The 26,094-nt window shown below is 71.0% G+C and carries 26 protein-coding genes; 9 read left to right on the forward strand and 17 right to left on the reverse strand.

Annotated elements, in window-relative coordinates:
* Positions 1 to 102 precede the first annotated feature (102 nt).
* A complete protein-coding gene (locus OVA17_RS04195; protein WP_267788384.1) occupies positions 103 to 1,218 on the forward strand; it encodes a S1 family peptidase in 1,116 nt (371 codons plus the stop codon).
* Between the two features lie 67 nt (positions 1,219 to 1,285).
* A complete protein-coding gene (locus tag OVA17_RS04200; RefSeq protein ID WP_267788387.1) occupies positions 1,286 to 2,263 on the forward strand; it encodes an acetylxylan esterase in 978 nt (325 codons plus the stop codon).
* 78 nt (positions 2,264 to 2,341) lie between these two features.
* On the opposite strand, the gene OVA17_RS04205 is transcribed toward OVA17_RS04200, so the two are convergent.
* Positions 2,342 to 2,902: an acyl-CoA thioesterase gene (locus OVA17_RS04205; RefSeq protein WP_267788389.1), complete on the reverse strand. Its 561-nt coding sequence runs from the start codon at positions 2,900 to 2,902 to the stop codon at positions 2,342 to 2,344.
* Positions 2,903 to 3,044: 142 nt separating this feature from the next.
* Here OVA17_RS04205 and OVA17_RS04210 point away from each other — a divergent pair, with 142 nt between their 5' ends.
* Positions 3,045 to 3,551 carry a GNAT family N-acetyltransferase gene (locus OVA17_RS04210; RefSeq protein ID WP_267788390.1) on the forward strand — a complete coding sequence of 169 codons (507 nt, stop codon included), beginning with the start codon at positions 3,045 to 3,047 and terminating at the stop codon, positions 3,549 to 3,551.
* A gap of 1 nt (position 3,552) precedes the next feature.
* Positions 3,553 to 4,335 carry a coenzyme F420-0:L-glutamate ligase gene (cofE, locus tag OVA17_RS04215; protein ID WP_267788391.1) on the forward strand — a complete coding sequence of 261 codons (783 nt, stop codon included), beginning with the start codon at positions 3,553 to 3,555 and terminating at the stop codon, positions 4,333 to 4,335.
* 142 nt (positions 4,336 to 4,477) lie between these two features.
* Here the strand turns inward: cofE and OVA17_RS04220 are convergent, their stop codons facing one another.
* The 3 genes from OVA17_RS04220 to OVA17_RS04230 are packed head-to-tail and all read right to left on the reverse strand — an operon-like array spanning position 4,478 to position 6,365.
* Positions 4,478 to 5,074 (reverse strand): energy-coupling factor transporter transmembrane component T, encoded by a 597-nt coding sequence (locus OVA17_RS04220; protein WP_267788393.1) that lies wholly within the window; start codon positions 5,072 to 5,074, stop codon positions 4,478 to 4,480.
* Positions 5,068 to 5,772 carry an energy-coupling factor ABC transporter ATP-binding protein gene (locus OVA17_RS04225; protein ID WP_373459397.1) on the reverse strand — a complete coding sequence of 235 codons (705 nt, stop codon included), beginning with the start codon at positions 5,770 to 5,772 and terminating at the stop codon, positions 5,068 to 5,070. Before OVA17_RS04225 ends, OVA17_RS04220 begins: the two co-directional genes overlap by 7 nt.
* On the reverse strand, positions 5,769 to 6,365 hold the full coding sequence (locus OVA17_RS04230) for a biotin transporter BioY (protein ID WP_267788394.1): 597 nt from the start codon (positions 6,363 to 6,365) through the stop codon (positions 5,769 to 5,771). Before OVA17_RS04230 ends, OVA17_RS04225 begins: the two co-directional genes overlap by 4 nt.
* A 65-nt stretch (positions 6,366 to 6,430) precedes the next feature.
* Here OVA17_RS04230 and OVA17_RS04235 point away from each other — a divergent pair, with 65 nt between their 5' ends.
* Positions 6,431 to 7,000, forward strand: a complete 570-nt coding sequence (locus tag OVA17_RS04235; RefSeq protein WP_267788395.1) for a TetR/AcrR family transcriptional regulator C-terminal domain-containing protein — start codon at positions 6,431 to 6,433, stop codon at positions 6,998 to 7,000.
* 128 nt (positions 7,001 to 7,128) lie between these two features.
* Here OVA17_RS04235 and OVA17_RS04240 read toward each other — a convergent pair whose 3' ends face one another.
* The 3 genes from OVA17_RS04240 to OVA17_RS04250 all read right to left on the reverse strand — a co-directional run bounded on the left by OVA17_RS04240 (position 7,129) and on the right by OVA17_RS04250 (position 10,466).
* Positions 7,129 to 8,499, reverse strand: coding sequence for a cytochrome b/b6 domain-containing protein (locus OVA17_RS04240; protein ID WP_267788396.1), 1,371 nt, complete (start codon positions 8,497 to 8,499; stop codon positions 7,129 to 7,131).
* A 225-nt stretch (positions 8,500 to 8,724) separates the two neighbouring features.
* A complete protein-coding gene (locus tag OVA17_RS04245) occupies positions 8,725 to 9,690 on the reverse strand; it encodes an electron transfer flavoprotein subunit alpha/FixB family protein (protein ID WP_267788397.1) in 966 nt (321 codons plus the stop codon).
* Complete coding sequence (locus tag OVA17_RS04250; protein ID WP_267788398.1) at positions 9,690 to 10,466, reverse strand: electron transfer flavoprotein subunit beta/FixA family protein; 777 nt, start codon at positions 10,464 to 10,466, stop codon at positions 9,690 to 9,692. Before OVA17_RS04250 ends, OVA17_RS04245 begins: the two co-directional genes overlap by 1 nt.
* Positions 10,467 to 10,602: 136 nt before the next feature.
* Between OVA17_RS04250 and OVA17_RS04255 the strand changes: the two genes are divergently transcribed.
* Positions 10,603 to 11,130, forward strand: coding sequence for a MarR family winged helix-turn-helix transcriptional regulator (locus OVA17_RS04255; protein ID WP_267788399.1), 528 nt, complete (start codon positions 10,603 to 10,605; stop codon positions 11,128 to 11,130).
* A gap of 4 nt (positions 11,131 to 11,134) precedes the next feature.
* Here the strand turns inward: OVA17_RS04255 and OVA17_RS04260 are convergent, their stop codons facing one another.
* The 3 genes from OVA17_RS04260 to OVA17_RS04270 form a co-directional block, all read right to left on the reverse strand.
* Positions 11,135 to 11,923, reverse strand: a complete 789-nt coding sequence (locus OVA17_RS04260; RefSeq protein WP_267788400.1) for an enoyl-CoA hydratase-related protein — start codon at positions 11,921 to 11,923, stop codon at positions 11,135 to 11,137.
* Positions 11,924 to 12,012: 89 nt separating this feature from the next.
* On the reverse strand, positions 12,013 to 13,191 hold the full coding sequence (locus OVA17_RS04265; protein WP_267788402.1) for an acyl-CoA dehydrogenase family protein: 1,179 nt from the start codon (positions 13,189 to 13,191) through the stop codon (positions 12,013 to 12,015).
* An 80-nt stretch (positions 13,192 to 13,271) separates the two neighbouring features.
* Positions 13,272 to 14,009 carry a VIT1/CCC1 transporter family protein gene (locus OVA17_RS04270; protein ID WP_267788404.1) on the reverse strand — a complete coding sequence of 246 codons (738 nt, stop codon included), beginning with the start codon at positions 14,007 to 14,009 and terminating at the stop codon, positions 13,272 to 13,274.
* Between the two features lie 160 nt (positions 14,010 to 14,169).
* On the opposite strand from OVA17_RS04270, the gene OVA17_RS04275 reads away from it, so the two are divergent.
* Complete coding sequence (locus OVA17_RS04275) at positions 14,170 to 17,919, forward strand: choice-of-anchor I family protein (RefSeq protein WP_267788405.1); 3,750 nt, start codon at positions 14,170 to 14,172, stop codon at positions 17,917 to 17,919.
* A 127-nt stretch (positions 17,920 to 18,046) separates the two neighbouring features.
* On the opposite strand, the gene OVA17_RS04280 is transcribed toward OVA17_RS04275, so the two are convergent.
* On the reverse strand, positions 18,047 to 18,763 hold the full coding sequence (locus tag OVA17_RS04280) for a Type 1 glutamine amidotransferase-like domain-containing protein (protein ID WP_267788406.1): 717 nt from the start codon (positions 18,761 to 18,763) through the stop codon (positions 18,047 to 18,049).
* 49 nt (positions 18,764 to 18,812) lie between these two features.
* Between OVA17_RS04280 and OVA17_RS04285 the strand changes: the two genes are divergently transcribed.
* Complete coding sequence (locus OVA17_RS04285) at positions 18,813 to 19,250, forward strand: GNAT family N-acetyltransferase (protein ID WP_267788408.1); 438 nt, start codon at positions 18,813 to 18,815, stop codon at positions 19,248 to 19,250.
* A gap of 183 nt (positions 19,251 to 19,433) precedes the next feature.
* Here the strand turns inward: OVA17_RS04285 and OVA17_RS04290 are convergent, their stop codons facing one another.
* From OVA17_RS04290 to OVA17_RS04310, 5 genes are all read right to left on the reverse strand, one after another.
* Entirely contained in the window at positions 19,434 to 20,612 is a 1,179-nt protein-coding gene (locus OVA17_RS04290; protein WP_267788409.1) for a thiolase family protein, read from the reverse strand.
* Entirely contained in the window at positions 20,612 to 21,796 is a 1,185-nt protein-coding gene (locus tag OVA17_RS04295; RefSeq protein ID WP_267788410.1) for a bifunctional 2-methylcitrate synthase/citrate synthase, read from the reverse strand. Before OVA17_RS04295 ends, OVA17_RS04290 begins: the two co-directional genes overlap by 1 nt.
* 36 nt (positions 21,797 to 21,832) lie before the next feature.
* Positions 21,833 to 22,732, reverse strand: coding sequence for a methylisocitrate lyase (prpB, locus tag OVA17_RS04300; protein ID WP_267788411.1), 900 nt, complete (start codon positions 22,730 to 22,732; stop codon positions 21,833 to 21,835).
* 127 nt (positions 22,733 to 22,859) lie between these two features.
* The gene (locus tag OVA17_RS04305; protein ID WP_267788412.1) at positions 22,860 to 24,386 is read right to left on the reverse strand and encodes an MmgE/PrpD family protein; all 1,527 of its coding nucleotides are present in this window, start codon (positions 24,384 to 24,386) and stop codon (positions 22,860 to 22,862) included.
* On the reverse strand, positions 24,383 to 25,012 hold the full coding sequence (locus OVA17_RS04310; RefSeq protein WP_267788414.1) for a GntR family transcriptional regulator: 630 nt from the start codon (positions 25,010 to 25,012) through the stop codon (positions 24,383 to 24,385). The genes OVA17_RS04305 and OVA17_RS04310 overlap by 4 nt, the downstream gene beginning before the upstream one ends.
* A gap of 144 nt (positions 25,013 to 25,156) precedes the next feature.
* On the opposite strand from OVA17_RS04310, the gene OVA17_RS04315 reads away from it, so the two are divergent.
* Positions 25,157 to 25,471 carry a YbjQ family protein gene (locus tag OVA17_RS04315; protein WP_210076028.1) on the forward strand — a complete coding sequence of 105 codons (315 nt, stop codon included), beginning with the start codon at positions 25,157 to 25,159 and terminating at the stop codon, positions 25,469 to 25,471.
* Positions 25,472 to 25,488: 17 nt separating this feature from the next.
* Here the strand turns inward: OVA17_RS04315 and OVA17_RS04320 are convergent, their stop codons facing one another.
* A complete protein-coding gene (locus OVA17_RS04320) occupies positions 25,489 to 26,067 on the reverse strand; it encodes a TetR/AcrR family transcriptional regulator (RefSeq protein ID WP_267788416.1) in 579 nt (192 codons plus the stop codon).
* Positions 26,068 to 26,094: the final 27 nt, after the last annotated feature.

Below are 26,094 nucleotides of genomic sequence, written 5' to 3' on the forward strand. Positions count from 1 at the left end.
GCAACTGAAAGAAAGCTGCGCGACTGCGTTTTACGGCCACAACGATGTTTTACTTCCGGCGGGTACCCACACCATTTATCCCCCTGGATGGAAGGTCACTCCGTGAACCGCATATCGAAAATGACCGTGGGCGCGTCCGCCCTCGGGCTGATCCTCGTCTCGGCGGCCGCAGCGCCCGCACTGGCCCAACCGTCACCCGCCGCGTCTTCCCCCTCCTCCGAGACGCAGCTGCTCGGTGCCATGGCCGAAGCCCTCGGCACCGACGTCGCCGGCGCGCAGGACGTCCTGCGCTTCCAGGCCGACGCCGCCGCCCTCACGGCCGATGCCTCGGCTGTCGCCGGCGACGCCTACGCCGGTTCGTGGATCGATGAGAGCAGCCGCGCCGTCTACGCCGCCGCGACCAGCGAGGTCGCCCGCGCCCTCGTCGCGAACGCCGGTGCCGTTCCGGTCGCGGCCGAGCACTCGCTGAACGAGCTCGAGGGTGTCACCGCGCGTGTCAGCGCCGCAGACCGCCCCGCCGGGGTCGCCTCGTGGCACGTCGACGTCGCGGCCAACGATGTCGTCGTCGAGGCCCTCCCGGGCTCGGAGGCCAGCGTGACCGCCTTCGTGACCGGCCTCGGCGTCGACGCCGACGCGGTGCGCGTCGAGACGGCCGGCGGCACGCCGCAGACCTTCGACGACCTGCGCGGCGGCATCGCGTATTACATCTCGAACCAGTACCGCTGCTCGATCGGCTTCGCTGTCGTGGGCGGCTTCGTCACCGCCGGCCACTGCGGCAGCCAGGGCGAGAGCACGAACTACGGCACCTTCGCGGGCTCGTCGTTCCCCGACAACGACTACGCCTGGGTCTCCACCCCGAATCACAACCCCCTGGGCGAGGTCGTCGACTGGTCGGGCGGCAACGTGGCGGTCAAGGGTTCCACGCCCGCCCCCGTCGGAGCGACGGTCTGCCGGTCCGGGTCGACCACCGGATGGCACTGCGGCGAGATCCTGGCCTACGACACATCCGTGCAGTACGGCAGCGACACCGTCAACGGTCTCATCGAGACCACCGTGTGCGCCGAGCCCGGCGACTCGGGCGGTTCGCTCCTCGCCGGTGATCAAGCCCAGGGCGTGACCTCCGGCGGATGGGGCGACTGCAGCAGTGGTGGTCAGACCTGGTTCCAGCCGGTGAACGAGATCCTCGACGCCTACGGCCTCACCCTGCTCACGAACTGAGCACCCGCAACGCCCCGATCACCCTCGTGGAGTCGGGGCGTTGCCGTGCCCGCTACTGTCGATGTCCATGGCCGTGACCTTCACCGACATGCCACTCGACCTGCTGCGCGAGTACCGCCCCTCCCTGGTGGAGCCCGCGGGATTCGACGACTTCTGGAGCGAGACCCTGACCACGGCCCGGGAGTCCGCCCGCCCCGCGTCCCTCACCCCTGTCGAGGCCCCCGTCAGAGCGCTGAGCGTTCACGATCTGACGTTCACCGGCTTCGCGGGGGACGAGATCCGCGGCTGGGTCGTGCGGCCGCACGGCGACGAGGTCCTCCCCGCCGTCATCGAGTACATCGGCTACGGCGGCGGCCGTGGGTTGCCCGGCGAGAAGCTGTCGTGGGCGGCAGCCGGATACGTCCACGTCATCATGGACACGCGCGGCCAGGGCTCCACGTGGAGCAAAGGCGACACCCCCGACCCGCACGGCTCGGCGGCTGCGTTCCCCGGTGTCATGACGCGCGGCATCCTCGACCCCCGCGACTACTACTACCGCCGCCTCTACACCGACGCCGCACGTCTCGTCGATGTGGTGCGCGAGCTCCCCGGCGTCGATCCCTCTCGCGTGGCCGTCACCGGGGGCAGCCAGGGCGGGGCCCTGTCGATCGCGGCGGCCGCCCTCAGCGGCGATGCGGTGGCGGCGGTCATGCCCGACGTGCCGTTCCTGTGCGACATCCCGAACGCGATCGTCCGCACGCCGTCGGCACCCTTCACCGAGATCACGCGGTACCTGTCGGTGCACCGCGACGAGGCCGAGCGCGCCCTGCACACCCTCTCGCACATCGACGGCGCCATCCACGCGCGCCGCATCAGCGCGCCCGCCTACTTCTCCGTCGGTTTCATGGACGACATCGTTCTACCGTCCGGAGTGTTCGCGGCGTTCCACGCACTCGCCTCCGACGACGCAGCGATCGAGGAGTACACCTACAACGGCCACGAGGGCGGCGGCCACCGCCACTGGATGCGCCAGGTCGCCTGGCTCGACGCGCGCTTGGACCGGTAGGGCCGGTCTTAGCACCGGTGGCCCCGACCCCGCGTCTCGACTGCGCCGCGCCCTGCCGCGCATAGGAGGGGTGAACCCTCACCCCCACACGCTCGGCGCGGGGCGCTTCGTCGACGGCAGGGCCGAACCCGCCGCCCAGTCGTGCACCCACGACTCGATGTCGGGCAGCCCCTCGGGGCGCCCGACGGCGGCGAACAGCTCGTCGTGCGGGACCGTGCCGCCGGTACGGCGGAGGATGCGGGCACGGATCATCGCCCGGGCGTAGATCTCGCCCCTCACCAGCGCGCGGTGTTCGAGGTAGACCGCGCGATCGTCGTGCCCGATGAGACGGGTCTCGAGCACGAACCGCTGCCCGAGCTCGAGGGAACGACGGAACGTGATGGTCTCGGCGGCGACCACCGCGTACCAGCCCTGCTTCGTCATCGCGGCGAGCAGACCGGTGCGGGTCAACAGATCCCACCGCCCGAGGTCGAACAGCGACAGGTACCGTCCGTTGTTCAGGTGGCGCAGCAGATCGATGTCGGTGGGCAGGACGCGGATCGACACGCGGGCCACGGTGTTCGGATCGATGGGACCTTCGCGACGAAGACGACGGCGGGCACGAGCGAGCACCAGCAGGGTGCGCCAGAGGACGTTCACGAGGGGCGAGCGTAGCGATCCGACCACGGATCGGCGATCCCGTTGTAGACGAGCGACAAGGTGGCCAGCTCGGCGTATAGCGCATCCGAGAGCCGGAGCGCCTCGATTTCACCCGCGACGAGCGCCCGCGTAGAGTCGCGCCATGACTGCGGAAGCCCGAACCGACATCGTCGTCCGTCCGGTAAGAGACGTGGATGCCGAGGCCCTCGGCCGCGTGCACGCGACCTGCTGGCACGAGACCTACGACCACCTGATCAGCAAGGCCGCCCTCGAGGCCGTCTCGCCTCGCCGCATGGCCGAACTCTGGACCCACTGGGCCTCCCAGGGCGAGGATTACCGCATGCACGCGGCCCTCGTCGACGGCGAGATCGTCGGTTTCGTCGGCTCGGGCCCGGCGCGCGACGACGACGCTCCGCGCGAGCGCGAGCTGTACTTCATCTACCTGCTCGACGCGTACCACGGCACCGGTATCGGCCAGCAGCTGTTCGACGCCGCGATCGACGACGGTGAGGGCGTGTACCTCTGGGTCGCCGATGACAACCCCCGCGCGCACCGCTTCTACACGCGCAACGGCTTCACCCTCGACGGCGCCTCTCAGGTGCAGCCCTTCCTCGGTGAGGAGCTCACCGAGGTGCGCTTCGTCCGCTGACGTGCTGCAGATCTGGGCCCTCGACGGCATTCCCGAGATCACCGCGGGCGACGACCTCGTCCGGGTGATCCTGGATGCCACGACCGAACCCCTGCGTGACGGTGTCGACGGGTCGCTCCGCGACGGCGACATCGTGGTCGTCACCAGCAAGATCGTGTCGAAGGCCGAGGGCCGGATCATCCGCGCCGCGGACCGCGAGGACGCCATCACGCGCGAGACCGTGCGTCTCGTGGCATCGCGCACCTCCCCCACCGGGCACGTGACGCGGATCGTCGAGAACCCCCTGGGCATCGTCTCGGCCGCCGCCGGCGTCGACGCGAGCAACACCCCCGAGGGCACCGTGCTGCTGCTGCCGATCGACCCTGACGCCTCCGCGCGCGCCTTGGCGACCGGGCTGCGCGCCGCGACCGGGGCCCACGTCGGCGTCCTGATCACCGACACGCTCGGCCGCGCCTGGCGCGAGGGCCAGACCGATCACGCCATCGGCGCGGGCGGCGTGCACGTGTTCGAAGACCTGCGCGGAACGGTGGATGCCGAGGGCCGCCCCCTCGTCGTGACCCTGCCCTGCGTGGCCGACGAGATCGCCGCGGCTACCGACCTCGTCAAGGGCAAGGCCGCGCGCCGCCCCGTGGCGGTCGTGCGCGGCCGCGGCGACCTGGTGGGAGAGCTCGACCTGCCCGGAGCACGCTCGATCGTGCGCGATCCCGTGCGGGACATGTTCCGTCAGGGAGCCGACGAGGCCTATGCCGAAGGCTTCGCCGCGGGGCGGGCCGCCGCGGGCTGACGCGGCGGGTCATCGCGCGGGGTACTGACGCCGCGGTCGCGTCGTCCGCGCCTTGCCACCGCTCTCGCGCGTCGAGACCGCAGCCGTTCGGCGAAGAGGACGCATCGCACCGACGGTGGGCGCCCGCGGTCTCGACGCCGACTCAGCGCACCCCGCGGGCGGCGAGGGCCTCGCCGAGCTGGTCGGCGTGCCGAAGCGACAGCACGAGGAACGGCACGATCGAGAGTCGCAGCGACGGCCGCACACCGCGGGCCCTCTGCGCCTCGCGCACCTCGGCAGCCCGTCGCGCCAGCACCGGCACGGTCGTGACAGTGACGGCGAGCAGCAGCGCTGCGCGCTCGGCATCGCCTCCGACCCGCCGCAGCGGGGCGAGTCCTCGCTCGAGGGCGTCGAGCAGCTCGTCCGCGCGCGTCGTCAACGGCAGCAGGGCCGCGATCAGCAGCGCCGCCGTCACGCGCGCGGTGTTCGCGACGGCGGGTTCGATGCCGAGGAAGAGCAGTTGCCCCGCCGCGGTGACGACGACGATCCATCGCAGGGCCCAGGTCTGTCTGGCCAGCTCCCGAGCACCCAGAGCCGACACCGCGTAGGAGGCCCCCGCCGCCGCCGCCGCGACCCCCGCGGCCCACAGGGTGGTCGGCAGCACCGCCACCGCGAGGGCGAGCACCGCGACCGCCAGCATCTTCGGGCCGGCGGGGAGCCGATGAAACACCCCCGTCCCCGGCCGATACACGGTCAGCACGTCAGCGACCGCTCATAGCGATCGACGATCCCGGATGCCGCGCCGGCGGCGAGCACGCGACCGTCCGCGAAGAGCACCGCGGCTTCGCATCGTCGGGCGAGGGCGAGATCGTGGGTGACGACGAGCGCGCGGTGGCGTCCGTCTCCGAGCAGATGGTCGGCCACCCGGCGGGCGTTGCGTGCATCGAGGAGGGCCGTGGGCTCGTCGGCGACGACCAGCGCGGGGTCGCGCACGAAGGCGCCGCAAAGCGCGAGCAGTTGCTTCTGCCCACCGGACAGGTCCGAGGCGGGACGGTCCGCGAGGTCGGTGAGACCGAACCGTTCGAGGGCCGCGGCCACGCGCGCCGCCCGCTCGGGCTTCGGCAGGCGCTCGGGACGCAGCGAGAAGGCGACGTCATCGGACACGACCGGCATCACGATCTGCGCGTCGGGGTTGCTCAGCACGAGGGCGATGCGGCGGCGGTGGGTCGCGGCATCCGTCGCCGGATCCGCCCCGAGCACCTCGAGCGCGCCCGAGGACCGGGGCACGAGCCCCGCGACGACGCGGGCGAAGGTCGACTTGCCGGAGCCGTTGTCGCCGATCACGGCGATCGTGCGGGCATCGAGGTCGAGGGTCACGTCGCGGAGGACGTCTCGGCCGTCGAGGCGTGCGGCCAGGCGAGAGCAGCGGACGGTTCCTCCGCGGATCGTCGGCCTCACGCGCGGGCGATCGCCGCGGGGCGCACCGGAGTGCCCCAGTCGCGTCGGAAGCCCCGCGGGTAGGCGCGGACGAGGGTCGAGACCACGACGGTCGCGAGAGCGGCCTTGAGCAGATCTCCGGGGACGAAGACCAGGCTCGACAGCGCCGTCTCCCCGAGCGGCAGCCGGGTCACGAGACTCTGCACGGGGATGCCGACGGCGTAGATCGCGACGATCCCGCCCGAGACCATGGCCAGACCCGTACGCCAGACGACGGGCCGCCGTCCGCCCGCGTGCACCACGAGGCCGATGACCGCCGCCCCGAGGATCCACCCCAGCGCGTAGCCCGCCGTGGGCCCGAAGAAGACCGCGATGCCGCCGCGTCCGCCCGCGAGCAGCGGGAAGCCCGCCGCGACGAGGGCGAGCAGCACCGTGACCGAGAGGGCGCCGAGCGCCGGGCCGAGGACGGCACCCGCGATCATGACCCCGAGGGTCTGTGCGGTGATCGGCACGCCGCCGAAGACCGGGAAGCTCCCGGGGAGCCCGAGAACGGCGATGAGGGCGGCGAAGACGGCCACGCGGGCGAGGTCGGTGGCATCGAGGGAGCGGCGCATGGGGGCCTTTCGGATCGGGTACCTGAACACTGTTCACCTGAACGGCGTTCACTATACTCAGACTCATGGCACCGCGAGGACATACGGCCGACGACGTCGCGCGCACCGCCCTGCGGATCCTCGACGACCACGGCCTCCCCGACCTGACGATGCGTCGCCTCGCAACCGCCCTCGACGTGCAGGCCAGCGCCCTGTACTGGCACTTCCCCAACAAGCAGTCCCTGCTCGCGGAGCTGTCCGATCGGATCGTGGGGCGCATGGCATCCGGCACCTCCGACGACCTCCGCTCTCGGGCCGGTGCCCTGCGCGATGCCCTACTGGCCTACCGCGACGGCGCCGAGGTCGTCTCGAGCACGCTCGCTCTGGGCCTGGGCTCGACCCTCGCGCTCGACCGACTGACCGAGGCGGTCGCCGCCGACGGCTTCGCCCCCGACACCGCTCGGCGGGTCGCCACCACGGTGCTGCACTACGTCCTCGGGTTCGTCTGGCACGAGCAGCAGCGCCTGCAGTACGACAGCGCCGGGGCCCGAGAGGGAGCACGGGATACGCCCTTCACCGCTGCATCCTCCGCCGACGACTTCACCTTCGGCCTCGATCTCATCGCCGCGGGGCTGCGCGCGAACGGTCGCGTCTGAGGCCCGAGCGGCCACCAGGGGAGTTACAGGGACCACCCGCGTTCCCCGAGACGACCCGAGATGCCGCGCATCGGCTCGTGATCTGGCCCGCCGGCTCGTGATCCCGGGGACGGCGACCCGCGGCAGCGTCAGCGCTGCTTGACCTCGCCGAACAGGCGCGCGATCGGCACGAGCACCGCGGGGCGCGCGGCCACCCAGGCCGCGGCCATCACGACGAGGGATGCCGCGAAGATCAGCAATCCGGTGGGATCGCTCACGAACGCCTCGGGATCGACCGCCCCGCGCGCGGCGTACATGTGGTTCAGGTTGCGCAGGGCGCCGGTGGCGAGGACGAGGGCGACGTGCACGATGATGAACGCCACGAAGAAGAGCATCGTGGGGAAGTGCACCTTGCGCGCCCACTCGACCGGGTACAGACGGTTGAGCCTCTCGGCGTTCTTGGGCCACACGCCCGACAGACGCACACCACTGACGATCGCCAGAGGCGCGGCGACGAAGGTGATCGCGAAGTACGACAGCTGCTGGAGACTGTTGTAGTTCACCCAGCCGTTCTCGGTGGGCCAGTCGAGAGAGGCGTACTGCAGCGCGGCCGAGAGCGCGTTGGGGAAGACCTCCCACGACGTCGGCACGATCCGCATCCACTGCCCGGTGACGAACAGCAGCACCACGAAGACGACGCCGTTCGCCATCCAGAGGATGTCGAGCGCCTGGTGGAACCACAGCGCGAGGCTGATGCGGCGCTTCTTGTTGTTGCGCGGCGACCAGAAGGCCGAGGGCCTCTTCTCTCGGCGTACCTGCCACCCGGTGCGGATGATCAGCAGCAGGAAGAAGCTGTTGAGGAAGTGCGACCAGTTCAGCCACGCCGGAAGCCCCACCGGAGCGGATGCGGGCAGGTGGTACTCGCCCGGGAATGCCGCGAGGAACTCCCGCCCGGGGCCGATCGCGAGCACGAATCGCGCGAGAAGCACGACGATGCCCACGAGAGCGAGTGCGAAGACGCCGAGAACGGCGGTCGATCCGAGCAGCTGGACGGGCGAGTAGTCGCCGAGGGCGGCTACCCGGGGCTTCGCGCCGGGTACCGCGCGAGTCGCGGAGCGACGGGCCGCGGCGCCGGGCCAGACGGTGCGTGCAACGGTGAGGGGCGGCCGCGGGGCCGGGTGCGCGAGGGCCCCGGGTGCCTCGGCCGGGGGCACGGGCACCGAGGTCGCGCCGATCGCGCCGTCAGCCGGCTCGGCGGGGACTGTCGCCGCAGACGCCCCAGCGGATTCGGACGCGTGCACCGGATCCGGACGCGACGGCGCCTCCGACCCGATTCCGCTGCGCACTCCCGAATCCGACGCCGAGCGCACACCGGATGCAGCACCGGATGCCGGAGGCCAGGGCTCCCCGCCGGGCTCGCGCGGCAGACCTCGGCGCACGCCGGTCGCCGCGGCATCCGACGTCACGCTCTGCTGTTCCGGACCGAGCGAAGGGCTCGCGAGCTCGACGGATTCGGACACGTGCCCCGGATCCGGGCGCGACGGTGCCTCCGACCCGATTCCCGTGGACGAATTCGAATCCGCTGCGGGAGAGCCGGCGCCGCGCTTCTCGACGGCCGCTGCGGGGCCGTCCGCGTCATCGTGAGGCGAAGACGTCGAGGGCGCGTCCGAGCCCGCGAGCGGCCAGGGCTCCCCACCGGGGACGCGCGGCAGCCCGCGACGCGGAGTGCGGGGTGTGGACGCCATCTACTTCTTGTGAGCCTCGAGCGCGCTGATGAGTTGCGGGACGACGGTGAACAGATCTCCGACGATACCGAAGTCGGCGATGTCGAAGATCGGCGCCTCGGGGTTCTTGTCGATCGCGACGATCGTGCGAGCGGTCTGCATGCCCGCGCGGTGCTGGATCGCACCCGAGATCCCCAGGGCGACGTACAGCCTCGGCGAGACCGACACCCCCGTCTGCCCGACCTGCGCGGTCGCGGGTACGTACCCCGCGTCGACGGCCGCGCGCGAGGCGCCGACGGCAGCGCCCAGGGCGTCGGCGAGCTGCTCGACGAGGACGAAGTCCTCTTTCGATCCCACGCCCCGGCCCCCGGCGACGACCGTCGCCGCGCCGCGCAGCTCCGGCCGGCTCGAGGGAGCGGTCGTCTCGGAGAACGCCTCGACGCGCGCGGAGGGCATCGCGGATGCCGGCACCTCGAGGTCTCGCACGGCGAGCGGCTGCGCGTCGAGGCGCCCCTCGACCGCCCCGGGCCGCAGGGTCGCGACGAGGGGCCCGAAGGTGGGCGCGCCGTCGACGGTGAAGGCACCGCCGAACACCGAATGGTGGGCCACCACCCCGAGGTCGTCTCGAGCGACGCCGACGACGTCGGTGGCGAGGGGAAGGCGCAGCCGCACCGCGAGGCGGGCCACCGCATCACGCGATTCGATGGCGTTCGAGGCGAGCACCAGGTCGGGGTTCTCGGCTGCCACGGCGGCCGCGAGCACGTCGACGACCGGGCCGGTCAGGAGGGCGGGGTCCACCTCGGCGGAGAGGACGCGGACCGCCCCGAGCTCCGCGGCCTCCCCGGCGGCGCGGTCGAGCACCCCGGCGGGGGCCGCGATCACCGCGACCGGCTCTCCCACCGCGTCCGCGGCCACGAGCAGCCCGGGGGACGAGGCCGCCAGCGCTCCCGAGGGCAGCACCTCGAGCAGCACGAGAGCAGTGCTCATCACGCCACCCCCTCGGCCACGAGGAAGTCCGCGAGCTTCTCGCCGGCATCGCCCTCGTCGACGATCTTCGTCCCGGCCTCTCGCGGCGGCCTCTCGGCGACCGACAGCATGATGTACCGGGCCTGCGCCGGGTCTTCGGCCTCGACGCCCAACTCGACGGCATCCGGGGTCTCGTACGGCTTCTTCTTCGCGGCCATGATGCCCTTGAATGTCGTGAACCGCCCCTCGGGCAGCGCCTCGGTCACCGAGACCACCGCGGGAAGCGACGCCGACACCCGCATCGTCCCGGCATCGCTCACGCGGTCACCGGACACGGTGTCGTCGGTCACCTCGAGACTCGACAGCGCGGTGAGCTGCGGCACGCCGAGCACCTCGGCGACCATCGCCGGAACGACTCCCCCACCGCCGTCGGTGGAGAGGTTGCCCGCGATGACCAGGTCGAACCCCGTGCGCCGGATGGCTGCCGCGAGCACGTCGGCGGTCAACAGCAGGTCGGCACCGCGCAGGGCGTCGTCGACGACGTGCACGGCCGAGGTCGCGCCCATCGCGAGCGCCTTTCGCACGGTCGCCGTGGCCGAGGCCGGAGCCATCGTGAGCACCACGACCTCGGTGCCGGGGTTCGCGTCGGCGTATGCGAGGGCGGCTTCGACCGCGCGCTCGTCGATCTCGTCGAGCACCGGGGCCGACGCGGCACGGTCGGAGAGCCCGGTCTCGAGGTCGAGGCGACGCTCACCCCAGGTATCGGGGACTTCCTTGATCAGCACCACGATCTTCATAGATCATGCTCCTTCGGTGAGAGGACGAATGCCGCCGCCCCGCGGCAGCGGCCGGACTCGGAGCACCGACGGGCTCAGCCGCCGCCGGGCAGCGCGGCCCGCGGGCGAGCGGTACCGTGAAACGCGAGGAGGACCGATGACGCGACGATTACCGGTCGACCCGATCGCCGAGGCCAAGCGCCAGTGGCTCGCACACGGGTGGGACGCCGCCGCCGACGGCATGACGGTCGTGACCTCGGTGATCCGCGCGCACCAGTTGCTCCTGGCATCCATCGATCGTGCGCTCAAGCCCTTCGACCTGTCGTTCTCGCGGTTCGAGATGCTGCGGTTGCTCGCCTTCACGCGAGAGGGCCGGATGCCGATGGCCAGCGCGATCGCGCGCCTCCAGGTGCACCCGACGAGCGTCACGAACACGGTCGAGCGCCTCGCTCGAGACGGGCTCGTGACGCGTGAACCGCACCCGACCGACGGGCGTGCGGCCCTGCTCGCGCTCACCGAGGACGGGCGTCGACGGGTCGACGACGCCACGACGGCCTTGAACGAGGTGTTCGCCGATCTGGGCCTCGACGACGATGACGCGACGGCACTGGTGCGGATCATCGCGCGCTTCCGCAAGGGCGCCGGCGACTTCGCCGACCCCGCGCCGGTGCCCGATCCGCTCTGAGCGCTCATCGGTGCGTGAACGACGGCGACCGCTTCTCGCGGAAGGCCGCCATCCCCTCCTTCTGATCGGCGGTGTCGAACAGCGCCGCGAACGCCTGCCGCTCGAAGCGCACGCCCTCGGCCAGCGTCGATTCCAGGGCCACGTCGAGAGCGGCCTTGGCCGCGTACAAGGCCGGGAGCGGCTTCTCTGCGATCGTGCGGGCGACCGCCTCGGCTTCGTCGAGCAGGTCGGTCGACGCCACCACACGAGAGACGAGTCCGGCGCGCTCGGCCTCGGCGGCGTCGATCATGCGTCCGGTGAGCACGAGCTCGGCGGCCTTGTAGTACCCGAGCGCGCGGACGAGCCGCTGGGTGCCGCCCATGCCCGGGATCACGCCGAGCTGCACCTCGGGCTGGCCGAACTTCGCGCGATCGGATGCCAGGATCACATCGCACATGAGAGCGAGCTCGCACCCGCCGCCCAGGGCGTATCCCGAGACCGCGGCGATCACGGGCGTGCGGACGGCGGCGAAGCGCGCCCAGGCGCCGAAGTGGTCGGTGAGCATCATGTCGAGGCCCGACTTCTGCTCCATCTCTTTGATGTCGGCCCCGGCCGCGAAGGCCTTCTCGCTGCCGGTCACCACGATCGCGCCGACGCCTTCGTCGGCGTCGAACGCCTCGGCAGCCGCGACGACCTCGGTCATGGTCCGTGTGTTGAGCGCGTTCAGCGCCTCGGGGCGATCGAGGGTGATCCACCCGACTCGTGCGCGCTGCTCGACGCGGATCGTCTCGTACCCTGCATCGTGATCCGTCATGTCACTCCCGTCTCATCGGCGCGGCGAAGCCCGCACCGGCATGCTCGCACGACCCGCCGACATCCGCCCGGGCCTTTCCTCCGCGCGCGTCACGCGGCCAAGACGCTGCGACCCACGATGAGCCGCATGATCTCGTTCGTCCCCTCGAGGATCTGGTGCACACGCAGATCGCGAACGACCTTCTCGATGCCGTAGTCCTGCAGGTAGCCGTATCCGCCGTGCAACTGCAGCGACTCGTTGGCGACGCGGAAGCCGACGTCGGTCGCGAACCTCTTCGCCATGGCGCACCGGGTCGCGGCATCCGGAGCCTTCGCATCCAGGGCGGTCGCCGCATCGCGCACGAGCAGTCGTGCGGCTTCGAGCTCGGTCGCCATGTCGGCCACCGCGAACACGACCGACTGCTTCTCGGCGAGGGCCTCGCCGAAGGTGAAACGCTCGTGCACGTAGGCGATCGCGCGATCGAGCGCCCAGCGCGCCCCGCCGATCGAGCACGTGGCGATATTCAGGCGACCGCCGTTGAGGGCGTTCATCGCGATCGAGAAGCCGCGTCCCTCGCCGCCGAGGAGGTTCTCGGCGGGCACGCGCACCTCGTCGAGGATGACGGGACGGGTGGGCTGCGCGTTCCAACCCATCTTCTTCTCGTTCGCTCCGAACGAGAGTCCTTCGGAGTCGGCGGGCATGAGGAAGGCGCTGATGCCGCGCGCTCCCGGCTCCCCCGTGCGAGCCATGACGACGTAGACCGACGCCTCGCCGGCGCCCGAGATGAACTGCTTGACCCCCGTCAGCACGTAGGTGTCGCCGTGCCGGATCGCCGAGGTGGTGATGGCCGCGGCGTCGGACCCGGCGCCGGGCTCGGTGAGGCAGTAGGCGCCGAGATCTTCCATGGCCACCAGCGACGGCAGCCACCGCTCGCGCTGCTCGGCGGTGCCGTAGGTGTCGATCATCCACGCGACCATGTTGTGGATCGTGATGTAGGCCGTGACCGTCGGGTCGCCGTAGGCGAGCTCCTCGAAGATCGCCACCGCGTCGACGCGCGACAACCCGGCGCCGCCCACGTCGTCGTTGACGTAGACGCCGCCGAGACCCAGCTCCCCCGCGCGGCGCAGCACGTCGCGGGGGAAGTGCTTCTCGGCATCCCATTCGAGGGTGCGCGGGGCGAACTCGGTCGCCGCGAAGTCGCGCACCGCGTCGAGGATGGCATCGCGCTCGTCGGAACTCAGGGTGCCGGTCGACGGGGCGTCGAGCGCGGGAGCAGGGGTGGTGTCCATGCGGCTCTCCTTCGGAAAGCGACGGCGTCGTCGCTCCCCTCAGATTACCTGGACGTCCTATTAATTGATAGAGGTACCGACTACGAGGCGGAGACCCCGAACAACGCGCCGACCGCGTAGGTCGCGGCGAGCGCGAGCGCACCGCCAACCACCGTGCGCAGCACCGCCCGCCCGCGCCGCGCTCCTCCGAGGACCGCGGCGACGTAGCCGGTGATGGCGAGCGCCATGAGGACGGCGACGAAGGTGAGAGGTACGCGGATCTCGACCGGCGCCAGCAGGATCGTCGCGAGCGGCAGCAGCGCGCCGATGGTGAAGGCGACCGCCGAGGCGAAGGCCGCGGCCCACGGGCTCACGACATCCTCTGCGTCGATGTTGAGCTCGACCGAGAGGTGGGCCTTGAGGGCGTCGGATGCCGTGAGCTCGTTCGCCACGCGCGTCGCCGTGTCACGCGAGAGCCCCTGGGCCTCGTACATGCCCACGAGCTCGGCGAGTTCGGCCTCGGGGTCATCGGCGAGCTCACGCCTCTCTTTCTGGATGAGGGCGTGCTCGCTGTCGCGCTGGCTCGAGACCGAGACGTACTCGCCGAGCGCCATCGAGATGGCCCCACCGACGAGGGCGGCGAGGCCCGCGATCAGCACCGGACCGGTGTCGCTCATGGCCCCCGCGACACCGACCACGACCGCGGCCGTCGAGACGATGCCGTCGTTGGCGCCGAGCACGCCGGCGCGCAACCAGTTCAGTCTCTGCGAGAGCCCCTGGCGATGGGGCTCATCGGAGTGGGGCCCCGGGGGCGTCGCCGCGGGCGCGTTCTCGGTCATGCGACGAGCGTACGACCGCGTCCGTCCCGACGGGCCGATGACGGTTCACGGCCGTCGCGTTCCCTCCCCGTTCACCGGGTCGTCACGAACTCCAGGCAAAATCCACAGGATCGCGCCGCCCGCGTGGATCGCATCCCCACCCGAATCCGAGGACACAGCCATGCCTTCGACCTTCCTTCGCCGCGCCGCCGCGTTCACCGCGACGACCGCGGCGGTGTGCGCGCTCGCCCTGTCGAGTACCACCGCGGCATCCGCCGCGATCGTTTCGCAGCCCGTCTCGAACAGCGTCTCCGACGCCGCGATCAGCGTGACCCCGGTCGGCTCGTACGACACCGGCGTCTACAAGGAATCCGCGGCCGAGATCGTCCAGGCCTACCGCGACCGCCTCTTCGTCGTCAACGCGCAGGCCGGCACCGTGACCGTGCTCGACAACGGCGACCCCAAGAAGCCGGTCAAACTGTTCGACATCTCGTCGAACGGTGTCGCCAACTCGGTCGCGGTGCGCGACGACGGCCTCGGCGTCATCGCCTTCGAAGCGAAGACGAAGACCGACCCCGGTCACCTCGTCTTCTTCGACGCCAACAAGACGGATGCCGCGAGCGCGAAGCTCGGCGAGGTCACCGTCGGTGCTCTACCCGACATGGTGACCTTCTCGAAGGACGGCTCCTACGCCGTCGTCGCCAATGAGGGCGAACCGGCGGCGGACTTCTCGGTCGACCCCGAGGGTTCGGTCAGCGTCATCGCGCTGTCGTCCGCCCTGTCCGCCCCCGCGCAGAGCGCCGTCAAGACGGCCGGCTTCCGCGCCTTCGAGCCCGGCGGGAGCAAGACGCTCGACTCCAAGGTGCGCGTGTTCGGCCCCGATGTCGCCGCCCCGGGCCAGGATGCCGCGACCCTGTCGACCAACCGCGTCTCGCGCAACCTCGAGCCCGAGTACATCACCACCGACGGCACCGTGGCCTACGTCACCCTGCAGGAGAACAACGCCGTTGCGACGGTGGATCTCACGAAGGCCGAGGTGACCGGCATCCTGCCTTTGGGCTACAAGGACTGGGGCACCGTCGGACTCGACCCGAGCGACAAAGACGGCACGACGGCCGCCGAGAGCATCCACACCGTCGCTGGGCTCAAGGGCCTCTACATGCCCGACGGGATCGCCTCGTACTCGGCGAACACCAACGGCAAGGCCACGACCTACCTCGTCACCGCGAACGAAGGGGACGGGCGCAAGTGGGGCTCCTTCGACGACGAGGCGCGCATCAACGCCTTCGGCAAGAACGGCCTGGCGCCCATCTGCACCTCGAGCCCGCTCGCGGGCCAGACCGCCAATGACGCCGCCGGTCGCCTCAAGGTCGTCACGGACCTCGGCAAGACAGCGGACGGCTGCTACAGCGAGCTCTACGCCTACGGCGGGCGCTCCTTCTCGATCTGGGACACCAAGGGCGCTCTCGTCTTCGACTCGGGCGACCAGTTCGAGCAGAAGCTCAAGAACGTCGCCCCGCAGCTGTTCAACGTCTCGAACGACAACAACACCCTCGACGACCGCAGCGACGACAAGGGCCCCGAGCCCGAGAACGTCACCATCGGCGTCGTAGACGGCCGCACCTACGCCTTCATCGGCCTCGAGCGCGCGGGCGGCGTGATGGTCTACGACATCACCGACCCGACGAAGGCGAGCTACGTCACCTACGTCAACAACCGCAACGTCAACACCACGAAGGCGGACGACACGATCGACTTCGCCGCGTCCGGTGACCTCGGCCCCGAGGGCATCACCTTCGTGTCGGCACTGCGCTCGCCCACCGGCGTGCCGCTGCTGGTCACGGGCAACGAGGTCTCGGGCACCACGACCGTGTTCGAGGTGCGTCCGACGAAGCCGAAGACCCCCGACCTGCAGATCCTCACGATCAACGACTTCCACGGGCGCCTGCTGCAGGAGACCGGTGGCGTCGCCGGGGCCGCGGTGCTCGCCGGCGCCGTCGAGAAGTACCGCCAGCAGAACCCGAACACCCTGTTCGTCTCGGCCGGCGACAACATCGGCGCGAGCGCCTTCGAGTCGTTCATCGACCAGGACACCCCGACCATCAAGGCCCTCAAAGCCGCGACGCTCGACGTCAGCGCGGTGGGCAACCACGAGTTCGACCGCGGCTTCGCCGACCTGACCGAGCGGGTCATTCCCACCTACGGCGGCAACACGGGAGCATCGAGCGACTTCGCTCTCGGCGCGAACGTCTATAAGAAGGGCACGAACACCCCCGCCCTCAAGCCCTACACGATCAAGCAGGTCGGCAGCACGAAGGTCGCCTTCGTCGGCACCGTCACTCCGCAGACGGCCGGCATGGCCGACCCCTCGAAGATCACCGACATCGAGTTCGGCGACGAGACCGAGGCCGTGAACCGCGAGGCGAAGAACGCCCGCGCGGCAGGTGCCGACATCGTCATCGTGCTGGTCCACGACGGCTCGGAGAGCACGGACTGCACCACGATCGCGACCGAATCCAGCGACTTCGGCGCCGTCGTGCGCGGTGCCTCCGCCGACGTCAACGCGATCGTCTCGGCGCACACGCACCAGAAGTATTCGTGCACCATCGGGGGTCGCTCGGTCATCCAGACCGGCTCGTACGGCACCAACCTCGGCACGCTCGACATCGATCTGGATGCCACCGGCAAGCTCGTCTCGATCGCGCCCGGCGTGCGCTCGCTCTACGACTCCACCGTGGGCCAGTACATCGCCTACCCCCAGGCCGCTGCGGCGAAGATCGTCGCGGATGCCAAGGCCACCGCCGACACGAAGGGCAAGGTCGAGGTCGGCACAATCACCGCCGACATCACGCGCGCGAAGAACAGCTCGGGTGGTGAGGATCGCGGTGCGTACTCCACGCTCGGCAACACCGTCGCGGACGTGTACCTCTGGGCCACGAGCGAGAACCCCTCGTTCAACGGGCAGGACGCGCAGATCGCGTTCATGAACCCCGGCGGTCTGCGGGCCGACCTGCTCTACGGCTCCGACAACGGCTCCGTGTCGTACCGCGAGGCGGCCAACGTGCAGCCCTTCGGCAACACGCTGGTGACGCTGTCGCTCACCGGCGCGCAGCTGAAGCAGGTGCTCGAGCAGCAATGGCAGCCGTCGGGTGCGGCTCGCCCGGTGCTCGCGCTCGGCGTCTCGAAGGGCTTCACCTTCCAGTACGACCCGAAGGCGGCCGAGGGCTCGCGGATCTCGTCGATCGCACTGAACGGAACGCCCATCGGCGCGACGACCTCGTACCGCGTCGTGACCAACTCGTTCCTCGCGGCGGGAGGCGACAACTTCGGCGTCTTCGCGCAGGGCACGAACAAGGCCGACTCGGGCCAGATCGACCTGCAGGCCACGGTCGACTTCTTCACCGCGAAGAAGACCATCGCGCCCTCACCTCTCGGCCGGGCGTACCTGGTCGGTTCGACGCCGGTCGACGAAGGCACGCCGAAGCCGACGCCCACCGCCAACCCCACGGGTCAGCCCACCGGCAGCCCCACGGCTTCGCCGTCGACCTCGGCGCGCATCACGGCGAGCGCGGCGCGCGTCGAGCAGGGCGGGTCGTTCACCGTCACCGTCTCGGGGCTGAACGCCGGCGAGCAGCTGACGGCCACGCTCAACAGCACGCCGATCGTGATCACCGGCATCCCGGCCGCAGATGCCTCCGGCACCGTGACCTTCCGCGTGAACGTGCCCGCGACTCTCGAACCCGGGGCGCACACGGTGGTCATCAAGCGCGCCGACGGCACCGTGCTCCCCGCTCTCGCGGTCGAGGTGGTCCGTAAGGGGGCCCTGGCGGCGACGGGCGCGCAAGCGCCGTGGGGCATCGCCCTCGCGGGCGGCTTCCTCGTGGTCGCGGGCGGTCTCGCCTTCGCCCTGCGTCGCCGCCGCACCGCCTGACGCGCGGATTCCGCAACGGCCCTCACCCCTCGGGGTGGGGGCCGTTGCGTGCAGGAATCGCCGGACTCCGCCGCGTCAGGACTCGCGCGAGAGACAGATCCCGGCGGCTCGCGACGAGCGCGGCGCCTCAGGCGCGGAGCACCTGGACGTGGACTCCGGATGCCGAGGACTCCACGCGCCAGACCTGCCCGCCGCCGCGGACGGCCGGGGCCGCCTGTGCCGAGATCACCAGGGCCGTGTGCTCGTCGATCGCCACGCCGTCGGAGACGAGCCCGGCATCGACCGCGGCGACCAGACGAGAAAGGGTCCCCCACTGGGCGGCGTGCACATCGACGGCGAAGTCCAGCAGTCCGAGGCCCGCGCGGACCTCGAGCTCGTCGAGTTCCTCGCCGGCGTTCTCCGACACGACCTCGACCCCGCCCAGACGGTATCCGCCGACCAGCGCCGGACCGGCGGCGATCACGGAGCCGGCGGAGAACCCGGCGTACGGCATCCCCTCGCGGACACGCTCGATCACGGCATCCCGGATCTGCGCGAAAGCATCCAGGTAGGCCGGGGTGAGGCCGCCGCCGACGAACAGCGCGTCGGCGGCGAGCGCCGAGGCATCGAAGACCTCGCCCTCGACGATCGTCTTGACGCGGATCTCGGCGGGCACCGCCTGCGCTGCGTCCAACATGGCGCGGTGGAGGGCGATCCTGGTGTCGTCTTCGGCCTCGAGCACGAGCAGCAGCGCGATCACCGGAGCGCGCTCGCCGGCGCGCTCGCGCGCCTCGCGGACGAAGGGACGCAGCAGGTCGCCGCAGCGCGCGACATCGCGCCCGCCACCGAGAAGGAACACGCTCATACGCCCAGTATCGCGGGCCCGTCCACGTCGCGATTCCTAGACTCGACGCATGGACATCCGCCTCCGGCCGAGCGTGCCCGCCGACATCACCTGGCTCGTCGAGCTGCGCGCCGAGGTGTTGCGCGCCGACCTCGAGCGCCTCGGCCGCTTCGACGAGCATCGCGTCCGCGAGCGCCTGCGCACCGGGTTCCGTCCCGAACACACGCGCATCATCGTCGTCGACGGGGCGGATGCCGGTTCTCTCACCGTCCGCACCGACGGGGCGTCGCGCTGGATCGAGCATTTCTACCTGGCATCCGCTCTGCAGGGTCGGGGCGTGGGCGGCGAGGTCCTCTCTCGCGTGCTGGCGGAACCGTGGGACGGCCCGACGCGCCTGAACGTGCTGCAGGGCAGCCCCGCCCGCCGCCTCTACGAGCGCGCCGGATTCACCCTCGACTCCGAGGACGAGGTCGACGTCTTCCTGGTCCGTCGAGCACCGCGGGCGTGACCCTCCAGTAGGACATTCGACCCCGCCCGGCGCACACCTGATGGCCCCCGCCCGCGGCCCGCATCGCCCTGGGCGGGCCGTCCCGCGGACCCCACGGCCGACACGCCGCCCACCAGCCCGCCGACCCGGCATGTCGCCGACGAACTCCGCGGGACGGCCCGCCTGGTGAGGGCGAAACCCGACTCAGTACCGCCGCAGCAGCGCGGCCAGGGCCTGTCCGCCGCCGATGCACATCGTCACGACGGCGTACTCCAGGTCGCGACGGCGCAGATCGAGGGCCGCGCGCACCGTGAGGATCGCGCCCGTCGCACCGACCGGGTGGCCGAGGGCGATCGCGCCGCCGTAGGGGTTCACCTTCTCGGGGTCGAGGCCCGCGTCGCGGATCACCGCCACCGCTTGGGCGGCGAAGGCCTCGTTCAGCTCGATCACGTCGACGTCGGCCGGCGTGAGCCCGGTCTGCTCCCACAGCCGCTGCAGCGCGATGACGGGCGCGTAGCCCATGATCTCGGGGTCGACGCCGGCGGTGGTCACGGCCTCGAGCGTCGCGAGCCCCGACAGACCGCGCTCGCGCACGTCGTCCTCGCGCATCAGTACGGTCGCCGCGGCGCCGTCGTTGATGCCCGACGAGTTGCCGGCCGTGACCGATCCGTCCTTCTCGAACGCCGGGCGCAGGTCCGCGAGGGCCTGCAGGGTCGTACCCGGACGCGGGTGCTCGTCGACCGAGACCTCGACGGGCGTGCGGCCGCCCGTGGTCACGGGCACGATCTCTTCTGCGAAGGCCGCGCGCGCGGCATCCGTCGCCGCTCTGCGCTGGCTCTCGACGGCGAAGGCGTCCTGCTGCGTCCGCGGGACGGAGTATCGGGATGCCACGACCTCGGCCGTCGTGCCCATGTGCCGGCCGCTGAAGGGGTCGGTGAGGATCGCGAGCGTGCCGTCGAGGAGCTGCCGATCGCCGAGCCGTGCGTTGCCGCGGGCACCGTACTCGAGGAAGGGCGTGCGCGACATGCTCTCGTCGCCACCGGCCACGGCGACGTCGATCCCGCCCCAGCGAAGCTCCTGGGCGGCCGACCAGATCGCCTGCAGACCCGAACCGCAGAGGCGATTCACCGTGAAAGCGGGCACGCGCGTGGGAAGGCCCGCGGCGAGCGCAACGCGACGGGCGTTGTAGGCATCGGGCCCGTTCTGGGCGATGCAGCCCATCACGACCTCGTCGACCGCCCCTTTCTCGACGCCGGCGCGACGCAGGGCCTCGGTGACGGCGACCGCGCCGAGCTCGTAGGCGTCCACGCCCGAGAGCGCTCCGCCGAACGAGCCGATGGGCGTGCGGGCGCCCGAGACCAGAACGATCTTCGGAGACGACATCAGCCGGCCGCTTCCTCGGGGCGCTCCTGGGCCTCGACGTCGGCGGCATCCGGGACGTAGCCCTCGACGTGGCGCTCGTCGGGACCGACGTATTCCGAGAGGGGGCGGATGAGGGCGTTCGACGCCTGCTGCTCGCGGATGTGCGCGGTCCAGCCGGTCACGCGCGCGGCGACGAAGAGGGGGGTGAAGGTGAGCGTGTCGAAGCCCATCAGGTCGTAGGCCGGACCCGAGGGGTAGTCGAGGTTCGGGTAGATGCCCTTGCGCTCGACGAACTGCGACTCGAGCGCGTCGTAGAGGGCGGCGACGTCGGGACGACCGTAGTACTCGACGAGCGTGTCGAGGGCGGCCTTCATCGTCGGCACGCGTGAGTCGCCGCGCTTGTAGACGCGGTGACCGAAGCCCATGATCTTGCGCTTGTCGGCGAGGGCGGTGTCGAGCCACGGCCCGACGTTCTCGGCCGAGCCGATCTCGGTGAACACGTGCAGCACGGCCTCGTTCGCCCCGCCGTGCAGGGGACCCTTGAGAGCGCCGATCGCGCCGACGACCGCGGAGTACAGATCGCTGAGGGTCGAAGCGATGACGCGAGCGGTGAAGGTCGAGGCGTTGAAGGAGTGCTCGGCGTACAGGATCATCGAGCGGTTGAACGCATCGACGACGACCTCGTCGGCCTCCTCGCCGAAGGTCATCCAGAGGAAGTTCGCCGCATAGTCGAGGTCGTCGCGGGGCTCGACCAGCTCCTCTGCGCGACGGCGACGCTGACCGTACGCGACCACGGCGGGCAGCTGCGCCCACAGGCGGATCGAGCGCTCGAGATTCTGTTCGGGCGTGCCCACGGCATCCATCACGTTCGAGATCCCCGCGGTCTCGCGCGCGCCGATCACGCTCACGGCCGTGCGTACCTCGTCCATCGGGTGGGCGCTCGTGGGCAGCAGGTCGATCGCGGCGCGGACGTCGTCGCTCAACGCGCGGTGCGCACGCTCGGTCCGGCGCAGGTCGGCGAGCTGCGCGGCATCGGGAAGCTCCCCGTTCCACAGCAGGTACGCGACCGCTTCGAACGGCTGGGTGGCGGCGAGCTCCTGCACGGGGTAACCGCGGTACAGCAGGCTGTTGGTCTCGGGGTTCACCTTGCTGACGGCGGTCTCGTCGACCGTGACCCCGGCGAGGCCCTTCTTGATGTCGGTCATCGTCTCTCCCTTGAGTCGTGCTCGTGTGCGGCCGCGTCAGCGTTCGACGGTGAAATCGAACACGTCGGCGTCGAAGCGGGTGTAGCCCTCGTAGTCGATGAGGTCGTACAGGTCGGCGCGGTGCTGCATCTCGCCGAGCTGGTCGCGAAGGTGACCCTCTGATGCCAGGGCGTCGAGGCCGCGGCCCGCCGCGCCCATCGCGAGTCGGAGCAGCGACACCGGCCAGATCACCAGGTTCACCCCGGCGTCTTGCAACTGCTGCGTCGAGAACAGCTCGCTCTTGCCGAACTCGGTCATGTTCGCCAGGATCGGCACGTCGAGCGCCGAGCGCATCGCCTCGAACTCTGCGAGGTCGCGCATCGCCTCGGGGAAGATCGCGTCGGCGCCCGCGTCGACCAGGGCTTTCGCGCGGTCGATGGCGGCATCCAGTCCCTCCACCGCCCGCACGTCGGTGCGCGCCATGATCAGGAAGTCGGGGTCGCGGCGGGCATCGACCGCGGCGCGGATGCGCTTGATCGCGGTGTCGGCGTCCACGACGCTCTTGCCGTCGAGGTGGCCGCAGCGCTTCGGGTTGACCTGGTCCTCGATGTGGGTGCCCGCAAGCCCCGCGTCTTCGAGGGTCTGGATCGTGCGGGCGACGTTCATCGGCTCGCCGAACCCGGTGTCGGCGTCGATGATCGCGGGCAGCTCCGTCATGCGCGCGATCTGCTGACCGCGACCCGCGACCTCGGTGAGGGTCGTGAGGCCGATGTCGGGCAGACCCAGGTCGGCCGAGATCACCGCGCCCGAGATGTAGACGCCGTCGAAGCCCTTGCGCTCGATGAGTCGGGCCGACAGCGGGTTGAAGGCTCCCGGCATCCGGACGAGTTCACCGGATGCCAGCTTCTCGCGCAGCGCGCGACGCTTCTGCTGGGCGGTGGTCTGGGCGTAGAGCATCAGTTCTTCTCCGTCGGGTGTGCACAACTCCTGAGGAATCGCGGCACAGCGACGCAGCACCCGCGGAATGACACGGAGCCGAAGCCCCCGACCGTGCAGACTTCAGGAGTTACGCACGGCCCGCGCATCAGAACAGCCCCTTCGGCGCGGGTGCCAGGGCCAGCACGCCGGGCTTCGCCACGATGGTGAGCTGCATCACCTCGGCCGGGGTCAGCTCGGGCAGGCGCTGCACGAGCTCGAGGAAGCGCTCGATCTCGTCGGGCAGCAGCACGGGCTCGGCGAGCAGCCGGAACTTGCGCACGTAGTCCTCGCGCGCGAACGGCCGGGAGCCGAGCGGGTGGGCATCGGCGACGGCGATCTCGTCTTCGACGATCGACCCGTCGGTCAGGGTGATCACGACGCGACCGCCGAAGGCCTTCTCGTTCGGGTCGTCGGAGTGGTAGCGGCGCGTCCACTCGGCATCCTCGGCCGTGGTGACCTTGTGCCACAGCGCGACGGTGTCTTCGCGGCCCGCGCGCTCGGGGGTGTAGGAGTCGACGTGGTGCCACGCGCCGTCCTGCAGGGCGACGGCGAAGATGTACGGGATCGAGTGGTCGAGCGTCTCGCGCGAGGCGGTGGGGTCGTACTTCTGCGGGTCGTTCGCTCCGGAGCCGATCACGTAGTGCGTGTGGTGGCTCGTGTGCAGGACGATGGATGCCACATTGGCGGGCTCGCGCAGCTCGGGGCGCTCCGTGCCGAGGCGTCGGGCGAGGTCGATCCAGGCCTGCGCCTGGTACTCGGCCGAGTGCTCCTTCGTGTACGAATCGAGGATGCCGCGCTTGCTCTCGCCCTCGCCGGGCAGGGGCACGTCGTAGGACGCGTCGGGGCCGTCGAGCATCCAGGCGATCACGCCGTCCTCGCCCTCGTAGATCGGCGAGGGGCTGGTCTCGCCGCGCATCGCACGGTCGACGGCTTCGATCGCCATCTTGCCGGCGAAGGCGGGCGCGTGCGCCTTCCACGTCGAGATCTCGCCCTTGCGCGACTGACGGGTGGCCGTGGTGGTGTGGAGCGCCTGGCCGATGGCCTGGTAGATCGTCTCCTGGTCGAGGTCGAGCAGGGTGCCGATGCCGGCGGCCGCGGCGGGACCGAGGTGGGCGACGTGGTCGATCTTGTGCTTATGCAGCGAGATGGCGCGCACGAGGTCGATCTGGATCTCGTACGCCGTCGCCAACGCGCGGACCAGCGCGGCGCCGTCCCGCCCCGTGTGCTGGGCGACCGCGAGGACCGGAGGGATGTTGTCGCCCGGGTGCGAGTAATCGGCGGCGAGGAAGGTGTCGTGGTAGTCGAGCTCGCGCACGGCCACGCCGTTCGCCCACGCCGCCCACTCGGGACTCGTGCGCCGCTCGAGCAGGCAGCCGAAGACCGTGGCACCCGAGCCGCCGATCGAGACGGCGTGGTCGAGAGCCTGCTGACGCGCAGCGCTCACGGGCTGACGGGTGATCGAGGCGGCGGCGACGGCCGCGTTGTCGATGAGGCGGTTGACGATCATGTCCACCACGTCGTCGTCGACGGCCACCGGGTCGACCGCGACGCGGGCGAGCGCCCAGGCGAGCTGGCCCTCACGGGCGAGGTTCTCGTCGCTGCGGTGCACGCGCACGTGGTGGGTGATCGTCATGAGGGGTCCTCCGTGAGGGCTTCGAGGATGGTGGTGAGGGCGTTGTGCAGGTGCACATGGGCGGCGTGGGCGGCGAGTTCGGGGTCGCCGGCGCCGATCGCTCTCGCGATCAGTTCATGCTCCCCGGCCGAGGCCGAGAGGCGAAGGGGGTTGTCTCGCGCCATGCGCCGCACCCGCACGAGGTGGGTGCGCACGCTCCGGAGCGCGGCGGAGAGATAGGCGTTGTCGACGGCGTCGTCGATCGCGGCGTCGAAGCGGGCGATCAGGGCGTAGTACGCGTCGGCGTCGGTGGTGTCGACGGCGGCGAACTCGGTCGCGAGGCGTCGGAACTCCCCGCGATCGCCGCGCCGGGCGGCCAGTCGCGCCGCCTCGGTCTCGAGCGCCCGACGCAGGTCGAAGAGCGAGCGGATGTCGTCGGCGTCGATGCCGGCGACCACGGTCACGCGGGCCGAAGCCTGAGCGACGAGGCCGTCGGATGCCAATCGGCGCAGCGCCTCGCGAAGAGGGGTGCGGCTGACTCCGAGGCGGGTGGACTGCTCCACTTCGGCGAGGACGGTCCCCGGCGACAGCGTGCCGGTCTGGATCTCGTCGAGGAGGGTCGCGTAGGCGCGTTCACTCGCCCGCATGCTGCCCCCTCGCCGTCATTGCTCCAGTGTATGCAATCCGCGGACGAAACGGGGATATATTGCCTCCCGCATGCCGTCTAGGTATACACAGAGCGGCTCGATTCACCCCTCGCGGAGCGGCCCGTCACCTGCCACACTGGGCGCATGCTCGTCACGACCATGAACGATGTCCCCGGCCGCCAGATCGTCGAGGTGTACGGCGAGGTGACCGGCCTGACCGTGCGCGCCCGCAACATCGGCGTGCAGTTCGGCGCCGGACTCAAGTCGATCTTCGGCGGTGAGCTCCAGGGCCTCACCAAGCAGCTGCAGGACAGTCGCGACGAAGCCAAGCAGCGCCTGGTCGAGGCCGCCGAAGCCGTCGGGGCCGACGCGGTCATCGCCATGCGCTTCGACACGAGCGAGGTGGCGCAGAACTTCCAGGAGGTCGTCGCCTACGGCACGGCCGTGAAGCTGGGCTGACACCGCCGGGGGCCGACTCAGCCCCAAGACTCCAGGGTCGAGGAGACGGATGCCAGGGTCGCCAGCGCCGCGTCTCGATCGGCCCGCGCGAGGGTGAGGCCGGCCACCACGAGCGAGGCGCACACCGCGGCGAGGGCGTCCACGGCATCCGGGGTCAGATCCGGACGCCGGTCGGCGACCGCCGAGCGGATCGCGGCGCGCATCTCGGCGGCGTAGTCCGAGACGAGGGTGCGCACCTCGGCGTCGTCGCTCGCCAGCGGAGACGAACCCGCGTTCAGCAGCAGGCAGCCGAGCCGCGCGCGCGGGGCGTCGGTCTCGATGGCCGAACGCATCTCGTCGACGTAGGCCTCGAGCGCGCCGGGGTCTCCCCCGCCGAGGGGGCGGAGGCGCGTGCGCACGACGTCGTCGAGGTATGCCGAGAGGACGGCGTCGAAGAGTCCGCGTTTGCTGCCGAAGGCGTTGTAGAGGCTCGAGCGGGTGAGGCCCGTGGCCTCTTCGAGCTCGGCGATGCCCGTCTCGGCGTACCCGCGGCGCCAGAAGACGTCGCGCGCGGCGTCGACGACGGCGGAGCGTTCGAAGCTCGGCATCCTGCCCATGTTCTCTCCCTCGCCACTTAACGTCTT

It is taken from the genome of Microbacterium sp. SL75 (genome assembly GCF_026625865.1).
Classification (GTDB): domain Bacteria; phylum Actinomycetota; class Actinomycetes; order Actinomycetales; family Microbacteriaceae; genus Microbacterium.

Bases quoted from the DNA above. Each gene is read 5' to 3' on its own strand.
- OVA17_RS04295 (WP_267788410.1), bottom strand. From the start codon at position 21,796: ATGACCGACATCAAGAAGGGCCTCGCCGGGGTCACGGTCGACGAGACC.
- OVA17_RS04310 (WP_267788414.1), bottom strand. From the start codon at position 25,012: ATGCGGGCGAGTGAACGCGCCTACGCGACCCTCCTCGACGAGATCCAG.
- OVA17_RS04255 (WP_267788399.1), top strand. From the start codon at position 10,603: ATGACGCGACGATTACCGGTCGACCCGATCGCCGAGGCCAAGCGCCAG.
- OVA17_RS04290 (WP_267788409.1), bottom strand. From the start codon at position 20,612: ATGTCGTCTCCGAAGATCGTTCTGGTCTCGGGCGCCCGCACGCCCATC.
- OVA17_RS04250 (WP_267788398.1), bottom strand. From the start codon at position 10,466: ATGAAGATCGTGGTGCTGATCAAGGAAGTCCCCGATACCTGGGGTGAG.
- OVA17_RS04210 (WP_267788390.1), top strand. From the start codon at position 3,045: ATGACTGCGGAAGCCCGAACCGACATCGTCGTCCGTCCGGTAAGAGAC.
- OVA17_RS04265 (WP_267788402.1), bottom strand. From the start codon at position 13,191: ATGGACACCACCCCTGCTCCCGCGCTCGACGCCCCGTCGACCGGCACC.
- OVA17_RS04230 (WP_267788394.1), bottom strand. From the start codon at position 6,365: ATGCGCCGCTCCCTCGATGCCACCGACCTCGCCCGCGTGGCCGTCTTC.
- OVA17_RS04315 (WP_210076028.1), top strand. From the start codon at position 25,157: ATGCTCGTCACGACCATGAACGATGTCCCCGGCCGCCAGATCGTCGAG.
- prpB (WP_267788411.1), bottom strand. From the start codon at position 22,732: ATGCTCTACGCCCAGACCACCGCCCAGCAGAAGCGTCGCGCGCTGCGC.
- OVA17_RS04275 (WP_267788405.1), top strand. From the start codon at position 14,170: ATGCCTTCGACCTTCCTTCGCCGCGCCGCCGCGTTCACCGCGACGACC.
- OVA17_RS04285 (WP_267788408.1), top strand. From the start codon at position 18,813: ATGGACATCCGCCTCCGGCCGAGCGTGCCCGCCGACATCACCTGGCTC.
- OVA17_RS04235 (WP_267788395.1), top strand. From the start codon at position 6,431: ATGGCACCGCGAGGACATACGGCCGACGACGTCGCGCGCACCGCCCTG.
- OVA17_RS04260 (WP_267788400.1), bottom strand. From the start codon at position 11,923: ATGACGGATCACGATGCAGGGTACGAGACGATCCGCGTCGAGCAGCGC.
- OVA17_RS04270 (WP_267788404.1), bottom strand. From the start codon at position 14,009: ATGACCGAGAACGCGCCCGCGGCGACGCCCCCGGGGCCCCACTCCGAT.
- OVA17_RS04200 (WP_267788387.1), top strand. From the start codon at position 1,286: ATGGCCGTGACCTTCACCGACATGCCACTCGACCTGCTGCGCGAGTAC.
- OVA17_RS04280 (WP_267788406.1), bottom strand. From the start codon at position 18,763: ATGAGCGTGTTCCTTCTCGGTGGCGGGCGCGATGTCGCGCGCTGCGGC.
- OVA17_RS04245 (WP_267788397.1), bottom strand. From the start codon at position 9,690: ATGAGCACTGCTCTCGTGCTGCTCGAGGTGCTGCCCTCGGGAGCGCTG.
- OVA17_RS04305 (WP_267788412.1), bottom strand. From the start codon at position 24,386: ATGACGATCACCCACCACGTGCGCGTGCACCGCAGCGACGAGAACCTC.
- OVA17_RS04320 (WP_267788416.1), bottom strand. From the start codon at position 26,067: ATGGGCAGGATGCCGAGCTTCGAACGCTCCGCCGTCGTCGACGCCGCG.